Source organism: Mesorhizobium sp. M7A.F.Ca.US.010.02.1.1, assembly GCF_004023085.1.
Classification (GTDB): Bacteria; Pseudomonadota; Alphaproteobacteria; order Rhizobiales; family Rhizobiaceae; genus Mesorhizobium.
Map to the genome: position 1 here is coordinate 1 of NZ_RZRV01000077.1, position 12327 is coordinate 12327.

Below are 12327 nucleotides of genomic sequence, written 5' to 3' on the forward strand. Positions count from 1 at the left end.
CGCTCAGTAATGCCATGTCGATCACTCCGTAGCCCCCGCTGAAAAACGCAGGGCAAGGTTCAAACATGGGTCAATTCTCGGTGGAAATATCCTGTGTTGCCGGGTCAGTTCTCAGTGGCAATCAACATATCGAGGCCGTGCTGTGGATCGTGGCACGGCAAGCCCATGGCGTGACCTTCCAGCCTTTTTTCGGAGTTGGAACACCGTCTTCAAGAGATGCCGCGATTGGGCCGAAGCCGATGCTTCCGTTGGTGTCGCAGGGTAGCCCGAACTCGATTTACGCGGGTGGTTCCCAGCTTTTATCCGGTGCCGGCCAGATGGATCCGGATGGTACCAGCGAAGTTGCGTCCTATATGACAAGTGAACACAGGCTCCTCGAAACCGGAGCTGTTGGGCCCCTCCCCTTCCAGAGCCAGATTGTCATGACGTCACCTGCGACCGCTGAACAACCCAAAGCGATTCAGATTGGGCTTCCCGCCCTCAGCAACAGCTATGCGCAACTGCCGGAGCGCTTCTTCGCGCAGACAGATCCGAAGCCGGTGTCCGAACCCCGACTGATTCGGTTTAACAGGCCCCTTGCCAAGGAACTCGGGCTCGATGCCGACCAGCTTACCAGCCCGGACGGAGTGGAAATGCTCGCCGGCAACAGATTTCCGGCAGGCTTGCAAGCCATAGCCCTGGCCTATGCAGGTCACCAGTTCGGAAACTTCGTGCCTCAGCTCGGCGACGGGCGCGCTCTGCTGCTTGGCGAAGTGGTGGACGTCAACGGCATTCGCCGTGACATCCAGCTGAAGGGATCGGGACCGACGCGGTTCTCGCGCAACGGCGACGGCCGCGCAGCCCTCGGCCCCGTCCTGCGCGAGTACGTCGTCAGCGAAGCAATGGCCGCGCTGGGCATTCCGACGACGCGAGGCCTGGCGGCTGTGCTCACCGGGGACCCGGTCTATCGCGAGGTCCGGCTGCCCGGCGCAGTCCTTACAAGAGTGGCGACCAGCCATATCCGGATAGGCACCTTCCAATATTTCGCTGCGCGCCGCGACACCGCGGGGCTCAAGATCCTCGCCGACTATGCCATTCAGCGCCACTTCCCACTGCTGGCGCGGCAAGCGCGGCCTTACCGTGCTTTGCTGGAGGCCGTTGTCGCTGCACAGGCCGATCTGGTGGCGCGCTGGATGCTGGTCGGCTTCATCCATGGCGTCATGAACACCGACAACATGGCGATCTCGGGCGAAACGATCGACTATGGCCCGTGCGCCTTCATGGACGCCTATGACCCGAGCGCGGTGTTTAGTTCGATCGACCGCGTCGGCCGCTATGCCTATGCCAACCAGCCTCATGTCGCGACATGGAACCTTGCACGGTTTGCCGAGACGCTGCTGCCGCTCATGAGCACGGACGAGAATGAAGCCGTCTCTGAAGCTGAAGAGGTGCTTGTGTCTTTCCAGTCCTCCTATGAGACTGTGTTGCAGCGCGGCTTCCGCAGAAAACTCGGATTGCGGACCGAGGCGCAAGGCGACTTGCAACTCGCTGCCGATTTTTTGGATGTGCTGGCTGTCGGCGAAGCGGACTTCACGCGCGGCTTCCGGTGTCTGGGCGATGACCTCGACGCTGCGGACGGCCAAGGCACGGCGCGGCAGTTGTTTCAGGATCCAGGCGCATTCGATGTCTGGTCGGCGCGGTGGCGCGAGCGCATCGCAAGCGAAGCATCCGACACGGCCACGCGCCGGGCCGGCATGCATGCCGCCAATCCCAAATTCATCCCTCGCAACCATCGCATCGAGGCGATGATCAAGGCGGCGCTGGGTGGCGACTTCGAACCTTTCGAGGAGATTCTCAGGGTCATCAGCCGGCCCTTCGACGAGCAGCCGGGGATGGAGCGCTACGCGGACCCGCCCCGACCGGATGAGCGGGTTCTGCAGACCTTCTGCGGGACATGAGAGATCGTTGCGCGAGGAAGCAGGATCTGACCAGGCATGCGACCGCCTCTAAATCTCGCTGCGAGCACGATGTTCCTTCGGCCGGCGCACTGCTCGGGCCGAGGTGCAAACATACACCGGGTGTATTCCTAACTGCGTTTCAGTTCGTGCGGAACCGATATCTCGCCCTCAGCAGCTGTACTCGGAGGCGAAATTCGGGCGGACCGGGCAGTTGACTTCATGCTCTGCGCAATGAGAGGCACGAACGGCGCTCCGAGGCAAATCTGGCCGTCGTCGAAGATCTCGCCTCGTTCCGCCTTCGGGCGCGCTATTCCTCAAAGCCGGCTAGTTTCTGCCAGTCGAAAACAACGCCCACGCCGGGCTCGTCGGGTGCTATCGCAACACCATTCTGAAGCCTAAGCGGCTGAGTGGTATAATGGTCTATATCGAAGCTGTGCGCCTCCACCCAGCCGCCATTTGTCTGGCCTGCGACGAGGCTGACATGAAGTTCCTGCATTCCATGGCTGCACACGGGAATGCCGGCGTTGCGTGAAAGCGCTGCCACGCGCAGCCAGCCCGTGACCCCGCCGCAGTTGGACGCGTCGGGTTGGATGTAGGCGAGCTTGGACCAGGCGAAGGCATGCTCGAACTCCTCGATGACATGCAGGTTTTCTCCCATTGCCAGCGGCATGCCCGTTGCCTTGGCAATGCTGGCGTAACCTTCATAATCGTCGGGTATGATGGGCTCCTCGAACCACAGCAGATCGTACGGCGCAAATGCTGTGGCCGCTTCGATCGCCCGCGGGACGTTCAGCGCGTAGTTGGCGTCAACCATAAAGGTAGCGTCGGGCCCGATGCGCCCGCGGACTGCCTTCACCCGGGCCACATCCTCCGCAAGATCGTCCTTGCCGACTTTGATCTTAACCGCCGTGAAGCCGGCCTTCAAATAGGAATCGGTGCTGGCCAGGAGCTGATCAAGGGTAAAATTCAGGTCGATGCCGCCGCGATAGGCCTTGGCGGTCTTCCCTGTGGCGCCAGCCATCTGCCACAGCGGCAGGCCACTGCGCCGGCCCTTGAGATCCCATAGCGCGATGTCGATTGCCGATATCGCGAAGGATGCGATACCGCCTCGCCCGACATAGTGGATGTGCCAGAGCATGCCGTCGTAGAGCGTCTCGATCCCGGTTGCGTCGCGTCCCCGGACGAAAGGCGCGAGGTCGTGCTCGATCATTGCCTTGATGGCATGGCCGCCCTTGCCGCCGGTGTAAGTGTAGCCGGTGCCCTCGCTGCCATCGGCAAGCCTAAGCGTGACAGTCACCAACTCGAAATGCGTGTGCGCGCCGTGCTTGGCATCGGTCATCACCTCACGCAGCGGGACCCGGAACAGCCGGGTCTCGACATCCCTGATTTCGGTGCGGCTCATGCGGCATCTCGTCCAGATTTTTTCATCGGACCATAATTGCACCAACTTCCCTGGCTCGCAACGGTCTGCCTGGAATTTCGGTGCCACTGGGAACTTTTGGTCCTACGAGGGTCTCGGCACGCTTGTACTTTGGTCCGAATTGCTTTCTAATATGATCGCTGATTGGGAGGAAGAAGGCTTGCTGCATACGGGAGAGCCTGAGATGCCCGCAGTGATCGTTGCCGCCCGCGCGGCCGACGCGATGGTGGCTGGGATCGAGGCCGACATCACATCCGGAAGGCTTGGCGATGGCAGCTACCTGCCGGCCGAGCGCGAATTGATGATCGAGTATGGCGTGGGCCGGGGCGTTGTGCGTGAGGCGATTGCACGTCTGGCCAGCCGCGGTCTGGTGGAAGCGCGTCCACGCTTCCGGCCAGTTGCACGCAGGCCCGGCCTGGATGCTGCGCTCGGCGCCCTCAATGGCATTGTCGGCCATCTGCTGAGCGACCAAGCAGGCGTGAAGAACCTTTACGACATGCGCGTCTTCCTCGAGGCCTCCTTGGCGCGCAATGCGGCCATGCATGCCCGCAAGGAAGACATCGCAGCGCTCAGGGCCGCACTGGCGATGAACGAGGCGGCTATTCCGGACTCGCAGAAATTCTACGCAACCGACGTGGCTTTCCACGCAGCGCTTTATGATATCGCCCGGAACCCGGTGCTACCTGTGGTGCACAAGGCATTCACCGCTTGGCTGTCGCCGCAGTGGATGCGCATGCCCCGATCGCCCGAGCGCAACCGCGTGAATTTCCTAAGCCATCGGGAAATCTGCACGGCCATCATCGAGCGAGATCCCGACGGCGCCGAGCGGGCGCTCCTCAATCACCTTTCGGCGGCCTGGGAGTATGTGCGCGGTACTTTCGAAAGCCGTGAGGCGCCTGAGGCATGACGGAGTCCTACGACCATATCGTAGTGGGCGGCGGCGCAGCCGGATGCGTTGCGGCGGCAAGGCTGGTGAAAGCAGGAAGGCGAACCCTTCTAATGGAGGCCGGCCATTCCCATCATCACCCTCTGCTCGACATGCCGCCCGGCATCTTCAAGATGATCAACGGCTCGAAATTCATGCGCTATCACCGCACCGAGCCGCAAGCCCACCTCGACGGCCGCATTCACGAAATCTCGCAAGGCAACGTGTTGGGTGGCGGCACCTCGGTCAACGCCCAGGTCTATATGCGGGGCCGCTCGGCCGATTACGACGAGTGGGACGACATGATGCGCGGCAACAATGCCGGGGTACGCTGGAACTGGCAGGCAGTGCTGCCGCACTTCACTGGCATGGAGGGAAACAATCGACTCGCCGGCGAACTGCATGGCAGCGAAGGTCCGCTGCTGGTCTCGGATCCCGGCCACATCGACGATGTTTCGCGTTGGTTCGTCCAGGCGGTCCAAGGGCTGGGACTGCCGTACAACCATGATTTCAACGGGCCGTCGCAGCGCGGCGTCGGCTTTTACCAGTTCATGAACCGGCGCGGAAAGCGCAGCAGCGCCGCCTACGCTTTCATCGAGCCGCTGACGAATGATCCCAAGCTGACGGTGAAGCTCAATTGCACTGTCAGCCGGCTGCTGATCGAGAACGGGCGGGTCACCGGCGTCGTCTACTCCGACGCATCGGGCGCCGAGCATATCGCCTATGCGGATGCCGACGTCATTGTCTCGTCGGGTGCCCTCATCTCGCCGAAACTGCTCATGCTGTCCGGCATCGGCCCGGCCGACGCGCTCGCCAGGTATGGCATTGCCTGCGTCGCCGACCTTCCCGGGGTCGGCGAGAATCTGATCGACCATCCGGAGGTCCCGATCATTGCCACGGCGAACGGCCCTTACGGCTATTTCAGGCAAGGCCAAGGCTGGCGGATGATACGGAATGGCCTGCATTTCAAACTCTTCGGCACCGGCACGATCCTCTCGGCAGGGGTCGAGGCCGGCGCCTTCGTCAACCCAGCTGATCCCGACGGCGAACCGACGATCCAGGCCTTCTGCGTTCCGCACGTCTATCTGGATCGCGATATTCTGACGTTGGTCGAGAACACCTATGGGCTTACCGTCACGACGGTGGTGGTGAAGCCGAAGTCGCGCGGTTTCGTGAGGCTGCGCTCGGCGAATCCGAAGGACATGCCGGTCGTTTCGCCCAATCTGCTTAAGCATCCAGACGACATGCGGGAGATGATCTCCGGCCAGCGTTATTTCCTGCAGGCATTCCAGACCAGGCCGCTCGCCGATCGGGTAAAGGCCATTGCCGTGCCAAGTCGGGACGATCTCAGCGACGAGGCGCTAGCAAAACATTGCAAGCGCTTCGTCAAGACCAATTACCATCCGGCCGGCACTTGCCGGATGGGCTCCGACAGCGACCGGATGGCGGTGCTGGACGCCGCGATGCGCGTGCGCGGAGTGGACAATCTGCGGGTTGCCGACATGTCCGCCTGCCCGAACATCAATGCCGGCAACACGGCTGCGCCGGCGATGATGCTGGGCGACCGCTGCGCCAATTTCATCCTGGAGGCGGCATAGAGCCTGATCCAGTTTGCCAATGTGGCATGCAGAGGCCGTCAGGGCCGAAATCGTGAGGAAGTCCACAGTCGCAGAAAGCGACAATCAAGGAGGAAAGAGCATGATCATTACCCGTCGAAAATTACTGGTTGGCTCGGCCGCCGGCGCGGTCGCGCTGACGCTCGGCTCACGCGCCTTCGCGGCGCTGCCGCCGCTCGCCAAGAAGGACAAGTACAAGGTCGGTTTCGCCCAGACCGAAAGCAACAATCCGTGGCGCCTTGCCGAGACCAAGAGCATGCAGGACGAGGCCGCCAAGCTCGGCCATCAGTTGGTCTACACGGATGCGGCCGGTTCGTCGGCCAAGCAGGCCTCCGACGTGAACTCGATGATCGCGCAGGGCGTCGACGCCATCTTCCTGCCCCCACGTGAGGACAAGCCCCTGGTGCCGGTCATCCTGGCGGCGCGCGATGCCGGCATACCAGTGTTCCTGGTCGACCGCGACGTCGACCACACGATGGCCAAGCCGGGCGAGGATTACGTCTGCTTCATCGGTTCGGATTTCATCGAGGAGGCGACCCGTATCGGCGAGTGGCTGGTCAAGAATGCCAATGGCAAGTCGAAGATCATCGAACTGGAGGGCACGACCGGCGCCTCGGCGGCCACAGACCGCAAGAAAGGCTTCGACGATTTCATCGCCAAGCATTCGGAGTTCACCATCCTGGCGTCCCAGTCCGGCGACTTCGCTCGCGACAAGGGCCGGCAGGTCGCAGAGACGCTGCTTCAGGCGCATCCTGACGCGGACATCATCTACGCGCATAATGACGAGATGGCGCTGGGTGCAATTGCCGCCTTGGAAGCCGCCGGCAAGACCCCGGGCAAGGATGTGCTGATCTTGTCCATCGACGGCGAGAAGGAAGGCGTTCAGGCGATCATCGACGGCAAGATCGGCGCGATCTGCGCCTGCAGCCCGCTGTTCGGGCCGAAGGCATTCGCCACGATGGCCGACTATGCGGCCGGCAAGAAGATCCCGCCGTTCATAAAGAACGAGGATGCCTTCTTCGACGCCACGAACGCGAAGAAAGACTTCGATATTGCGTTCTGATATCCACTCTGTTTCCAGCTGCCCTGCCCGCTTCGGCGGGTAGGGTTTCGGAGTTTGCCGATGACCGCCCAACCGGACCAAGCCGCGCTGCTCCTGGACATGCATGACATCCAGAAGCGTTTTGGGGGCATCCCTGCCTTGGTCGGTGCCTCGCTCCAGGTCCTTGCGGGTGAGGTCCACGCACTCATCGGCCAGAACGGTGCGGGCAAATCGACGCTTATCAAGGTGCTCACCGGCTACTACCGCCGCGATGGGGGCCAGGTGCTGTTCGAGCAGAAGCCGTTCGAGGTGGGGTCTCCGCATCAGGCGCAGGTCAGCGGCATCAGCACCATCTACCAGGAAATCAATCTCGTGCCGCTCCGCTCTGTGACCGAGAACATCTGCCTCGGACACGAGAAGCGCCGCCGAGGCCTGCTCAACTGGAGCGCGATGCATGCTGAAGCCGAACGGCTGCTCAGCCGATTCTCGATCAGCATTGATGTGCGCCGCCCGCTCGGCGATTTCAACACCGCCACGCAGCAGATGGTAGCAATCGCCCGCGCCATCGGCTTTTCCGCCCGCCTCGTGATCATGGATGAGCCGACCTCCTCGCTCGACGAACGTGAAGTCTCGGTTTTATTCAGCGTCATCCGGCAGCTCAAGGCCGAGGGCGTCTCCGTTCTATTCGTCAGCCACAAGCTCGACGAGCTCTACGAGGTCTGCGACCGGGTCACGATCATGCGCGACGGCCGCACAGTGCGCAACGCCGCTATGAGCGACATCGGCAAGCTGGAACTGGTCTCGGCCATGCTCGGCCGCGATGTCGCAGCGAATGACGGCCATGCGACCGCATTCGGCGAGCGCGATCGCTCCGGGATTGGCGAGGTGCTGTTTAACGCGCAAGGGCTGTCCGCCGGCCAGTCGGTCCGCGATGTGAGCTTCGACGTGCGCCGCGGCGAGATCGCCGGCTTCGCCGGCCTGCTCGGCGCCGGCCGCACCGAAACAGCCCGGCTTGTATTCGGCGCCGACCGGCTGAAGGCCGGCGAGATGACGATGGAAGGCGCATCCTACCATCCCGCGCGAGCCGCCGACGCAATCGCCGCCGGAATGGGCTTCTGCACAGAGGACCGCAAAGCCGAGGGCATCGTGCCGGAGATGACGGTCGCCGAAAACATAACGCTGGCACTGCTGCCAAAGATCAGCCGCAGCGGCATCCTGAACGAGGCCCGGCAACGGGAGATCGTCGAGCGCTTCATTCGCGAACTCGGCATCAAATGCTCTGGCCCCAACCAGAAGGTCCGGGAACTCTCCGGCGGCAACCAGCAAAAGGTGCTGCTTGCCCGATGGCTGGCGATGAACCCGAAGCTGCTTATCCTCGACGAGCCGACACGCGGCATCGATGTCGGGGCAAAGGGCGAGATCCAGCGCCTTGTCCGCAAGCTTGCCGATGGCGGGCTCAGCGTGCTGATGATCTCCTCGGAACTCGAGGAAGTGATGGAAGGGGCTGACCGCATATTCGTTCTGCGCGAGGGGGTGAGCGTCGCCGAACTGGAAGGTCAGGCAGCCAACGAGGAGGAGTTGCTCGCGGCGATGGCGCATGGCGGTTCGGCGGAGGAGGCGGCGTGAGCGATCTGGCCAGACCATCCCATGACGCCGGAACCCTCGGCTTCAATCTGTTCGGCTTCCTGGCGCGCTACGGCACGGTGATCGCGCTGGTGCTGCTGATTGCCTTCAATCTTGCTTATACGCGCAATTTTGCGACGCTGCAGACCCTCAACGTCAACCTGACCCAGGTCTGCACGATCGTGATCGTCGCGGTCGGGATGACGCTGGTGATCGCCACGGGCGGCATCGACCTGTCGGTTGGGTCACTGATGGCGATCTCCGGCGCGCTGGCACCGATGATCTTCATGGGCACGATCTTCCCCGTCGGGAACATCTATTTGGCGGTGACCCTCGCGATGATCACGTCGATCCTCGTTGCCGGCCTGTTCGGACTGTTCAATGGCTGGCTGGTCTCCCGCTTCCGCATCCAGCCGATTGTCGCAACGCTCGTGCTGTTCATCGCCGGGCGCGGGATCGCGCAGGTCATGACCAACGGCAATCTGCAGACCTTCCGCGTGCCTCAATTCCAATGGATCGGGCTTGCCCGCCCCCTCGGCATGCCGGCGCAGGTGATCATTATGGCCGTGCTGGTCGCGGCGGCGGCTTGGGCCCTTCACCGCACGGTGTTCGGGCGAAGCATCCTGGCGGTCGGCGGCAATGAAAAGGCCTCGGAGCTCGCCGGCATTGCAGTATCGAAGATCAAGCTCGCGGTTTACGCGATCAGCGGCCTATGCGCGGGGCTGGCCGGCCTCGTTGTCATCGCGATCAACTCCTCCAGCGACGCAAATCTTGTCGGGCTGGGGATGGAACTCGACGCCATCGCCGCCGTTGCGGTGGGAGGCACGCTGCTCAGCGGCGGCAAGGCGACGATCATTGGTACCCTGCTCGGCGCCCTCACCATCCAGTTGGTGCGCTACACCCTGCTCGCCAACGGCGTGCCCGACGCCGCTGCGCTCGTGGTCAAGGCTGGCATAATCGCATTCGCCGTTTGGCTGCAGCAGCAACACAAGGTGTGATCCATGAACAGCGCCCGACTGGTCCGCATCATCGGCACCTACGGTGTCGTTGTCGCGCTTGCAGCCTTGGTCCTGTTTGGATTTCTGCGCTACGACCGGTTCCTGGGCTTCTTCAACGTGATGAGTGTTCTGCGCTATAACTCAATGTTCGCGCTCGTGGCGCTCGGCATGTGCTTCGTCATTATGACGGGCGGCATCGACCTGTCGGTCGGCTCCGTCGCCGCCTTGGGCAGCGTCGCTTCCGCCCTGGCGAGCCCGCACGGCATCGCGGCCGGCCTTGCTGCGGGCGTGGGCGCCGGCCTGGCGGCCGGACTGATCAACGCGCTCCTCGTTACGCGCGGAAACCTGATGCCCTTCATCGCCACGCTTGCAACCATGCTTGCCGCAAGCGGTTCGGCGCTGCTTCTTGCCGGCAACCAGACGGTTTCGGTGTCCTACGATTCAGGGTTCACCGCCATCGGCCAAGGCAATTTCTGGGTCTTCCCGATTCCTGCGGTCATCGCCCTGGTTACTTATGTGATCGGATCGGTCGTCCTGAACTACACCAGCACGGGACGGACTGTGCTGGCCATCGGTGGCGGCGAGGATGCGTCGCGTCTGATGGGACTGCGCACAGACCGCGTCAAATTTCTCGTCTATGTCGCAAGCGGGTGCCTGGCCGGGCTCGCCGGCGTCGTTCTCGCTTCGCAGTTCGGCGCTGGCCAGCCAATCGAGGGCGTCGGCTGGGAGCTGTTTGCCATCGCTGCCGTCGTCGTGGGCGGGACGCTGCTTACCGGCGGCTCGGGCTCGGTATTGACTACGCTGGCCGGGGTGCTGCTCCTCGGCATCCTTTTCAACATCCTGAACTTTGAAAACGGGATGGGTTGGATTTCCCTCTCGGCCTACTGGCAGTCAGTGATCCGAGGGCTGTTTTTGCTCGTGGTCGTTCTTCTCCAGGCACGGCTGACGACAAGGCGCGAAACCGCCTAAGTACCCTGGTTGACCCGCCCAGGCCCGATGAGCCGTCCTGCAGACCCCCGTTGCACCTGGCTCCGGCACCTTTTGGAGCCGGATCCGACAGCTGACTGTAGTGCAGTCACATGGCCGTCCCGGAGACGGTCATTTCCCGGCGACTGCCACGAACACGGACTGCCACTGCCTTTCCATTCGAAACAGGATGGGCTTGCTCTGCCGGCGAGACTTCGCCCGCTCCTCGGACGATGTCCAAAGGCTGAAGCGCTTCGCCATTTGCTGTCCGCAAGCAGCCCCGGCGGCTGAACGCCGGGAAAAGCTGCGTGGCACGTTCGACAATTGCCGAATCCGGTTCGCGCTGAAAAAGTCTTCCTTCTCGCGTCAGCCTCAACGGAAAGCCAAGCCGATGCACCGGGCGCCGTTCGCACGTTTCGAACATAGCGTTCAAGGAGTTCTTAAAATGATGTCCCGCCCTTTCTCCACCCAGTTCACATGCATGTAGGGGTGGGATTTCCGCACGAGGTCGGTCCGTTCTCAAGGCCTGTTGCCTGATTTAGAAGCCCCGTCGAGATTGTCGCACGGGCCGCGGCATTCTCTCGCCGGACATGGCGGCCGCGCGTCTGCGGAAGATTGGCTCGGGGTCTGAAAGCTTAACTGTTCAAGCAACAGCTTTGGCGACAACCCGACGCTCATCGACATACCGGCATCGACAAACAACAGCGCTATTTTCTAGCGATGGATCTGGCAAAGCCTCAAGCCACGGAGCCGTCCAGCCGACTTTTCCCTCGCGCCTGCCGCGCCCGTACTTTTTGTCATCCAGAGAGGAACAACGGTAGCTCGGCCGCGTTCGGCGGCCAGTCGAGTGCATCGACGGAGACCAACATGCAAACGAACAGGAGTACCTGACATGCCAAGCAGAAACGGGTCCCCGTATCCGAGACGAAGCGACTTCGCCAATGATGAACCCATTCGACCGGAGGATGCCGCCGTATTGGACAGCCCCGCGGCTCATGAGGACAGGCATGGGGCGGACCCCGGTTTTGTGGGAGCCGACGATGTCGACCGACCGATCGACGCGATGCCCCGCAGCGAAATTACCGGTCGTCATGATGAAGGGGCAGGCGCCAATGAGACTATCGACGGCTTAAGCGAAACCGAGGAGCTGACCCGCAGCTACGCCGAGGACATACCGGCCGGTGACAATGAAGAGGACGAGGAAAACATCCCTGTTTTCGAAAGAGGACGAAGCAGCACCGAACTGTGAGCGGCGCGACCTCTTTGTGGCTCTAATCGCTGAGCCATCTTTTCTGGCTATGAGCGGGACGCGGCCGGAATATACCGCCGACGGCGGCTCGCGCTCCGGCAGCAGTCCTCAGGCAGAGCCGCGTTCGGGCAGCTCGGTCTCTTTCGCGACCTCTTTTCCTTGTTTTCGGCGGGAGCGTTTCGCTTCATCAGAATTATTCTCGTCGTCTGTCCGCTCGAGTTCCTGATCGATTGTCTCGCGCGGCCCCTCTACCGGATCCTGTTGCGGAGATGTGTTCGGGCCGGCTTCGATCCTGTCTTCGCCGAGCCTTGCGTGGAACGCACCGCGAGTAGACCAGGACCGAGGAGCGCCCCACCCGTCTGCACAGCCGTCACAACCTTTGGGACAGGCGCCGACCCCCGTCGTCACCCCGGCGGCGCGCCAGTGGCGCCCAATCGTTCATCCACCTCGCTTGAAACGAGCTTCAATCGCCGTCCTTGGCGATCTCAGTGCCACATTCTCTCTCTAAGCCACTTAAGAAACCTGTTCCCTCCAATCGACCGGCGGACTCT

Annotated in this window: 9 protein-coding genes and 1 pseudogene; 9 read left to right on the forward strand and 1 reads right to left on the reverse strand. The window is 62.3% G+C overall.

The genetic code is table 11. The features are described 5' to 3' along the window. Positions 1-128: 128 nt before the first annotated feature. Positions 129-238, forward strand: a pseudogene (locus tag EOA19_RS36270) (transposase); the annotation flags it as partial. 226 nt (positions 239-464) lie between these two features. Beyond that, positions 465-1937 (forward strand): protein adenylyltransferase SelO, encoded by a 1473-nt coding sequence (locus tag EOA19_RS34065; protein ID WP_128306049.1) that lies wholly within the window; start codon positions 465-467, stop codon positions 1935-1937. Between the two features lie 307 nt (positions 1938-2244). Here the strand turns inward: EOA19_RS34065 and EOA19_RS34070 are convergent, their stop codons facing one another. Beyond that, positions 2245-3339: a mandelate racemase/muconate lactonizing enzyme family protein gene (locus tag EOA19_RS34070; protein ID WP_128306045.1), complete on the reverse strand. Its 1095-nt coding sequence runs from the start codon at positions 3337-3339 to the stop codon at positions 2245-2247. Here EOA19_RS34070 and EOA19_RS34075 point away from each other — a divergent pair. From EOA19_RS34075 to EOA19_RS34105, 7 genes are all read left to right on the forward strand, one after another. After that, positions 3338-4264, forward strand: coding sequence for an FCD domain-containing protein (locus tag EOA19_RS34075; protein ID WP_245486454.1), 927 nt, complete (start codon positions 3338-3340; stop codon positions 4262-4264). The two genes, EOA19_RS34070 and EOA19_RS34075, sit on opposite strands and share 2 nt — an antisense overlap. Further along, positions 4261-5880: a GMC family oxidoreductase gene (locus EOA19_RS34080; RefSeq protein WP_128306046.1), complete on the forward strand. Its 1620-nt coding sequence runs from the start codon at positions 4261-4263 to the stop codon at positions 5878-5880. The genes EOA19_RS34075 and EOA19_RS34080 overlap by 4 nt, the downstream gene beginning before the upstream one ends. 100 nt (positions 5881-5980) lie before the next feature. Beyond that, positions 5981-6961, forward strand: a complete 981-nt coding sequence (locus tag EOA19_RS34085; protein ID WP_127297625.1) for an ABC transporter substrate-binding protein — start codon at positions 5981-5983, stop codon at positions 6959-6961. A gap of 60 nt (positions 6962-7021) precedes the next feature. Next, a complete protein-coding gene (locus tag EOA19_RS34090) occupies positions 7022-8566 on the forward strand; it encodes a sugar ABC transporter ATP-binding protein (RefSeq protein WP_128306047.1) in 1545 nt (514 codons plus the stop codon). Between the two features lie 5 nt (positions 8567-8571). Then, positions 8572-9561: an ABC transporter permease gene (locus EOA19_RS34095; protein ID WP_245486455.1), complete on the forward strand. Its 990-nt coding sequence runs from the start codon at positions 8572-8574 to the stop codon at positions 9559-9561. 3 nt (positions 9562-9564) lie between these two features. Then, positions 9565-10530 (forward strand): ABC transporter permease, encoded by a 966-nt coding sequence (locus EOA19_RS34100; RefSeq protein ID WP_127297628.1) that lies wholly within the window; start codon positions 9565-9567, stop codon positions 10528-10530. An 889-nt stretch (positions 10531-11419) separates the two neighbouring features. Beyond that, positions 11420-11776, forward strand: a complete 357-nt coding sequence (locus EOA19_RS34105; protein WP_127297629.1) for a hypothetical protein — start codon at positions 11420-11422, stop codon at positions 11774-11776. Positions 11777-12327: the final 551 nt, after the last annotated feature.

Coding starts and splice junctions, on each gene's coding strand:
- EOA19_RS34070 (WP_128306045.1), bottom strand. CDS start 3,339: ATGAGCCGCACCGAAATCAGGGATGTCGAGACCCGGCTGTTCCGGGTC.
- EOA19_RS34085 (WP_127297625.1), top strand. CDS start 5,981: ATGATCATTACCCGTCGAAAATTACTGGTTGGCTCGGCCGCCGGCGCG.
- EOA19_RS34100 (WP_127297628.1), top strand. CDS start 9,565: ATGAACAGCGCCCGACTGGTCCGCATCATCGGCACCTACGGTGTCGTT.
- EOA19_RS34075 (WP_245486454.1), top strand. CDS start 3,338: ATGCGGCATCTCGTCCAGATTTTTTCATCGGACCATAATTGCACCAAC.
- EOA19_RS34090 (WP_128306047.1), top strand. CDS start 7,022: ATGACCGCCCAACCGGACCAAGCCGCGCTGCTCCTGGACATGCATGAC.
- EOA19_RS34080 (WP_128306046.1), top strand. CDS start 4,261: ATGACGGAGTCCTACGACCATATCGTAGTGGGCGGCGGCGCAGCCGGA.
- EOA19_RS34105 (WP_127297629.1), top strand. CDS start 11,420: ATGCCAAGCAGAAACGGGTCCCCGTATCCGAGACGAAGCGACTTCGCC.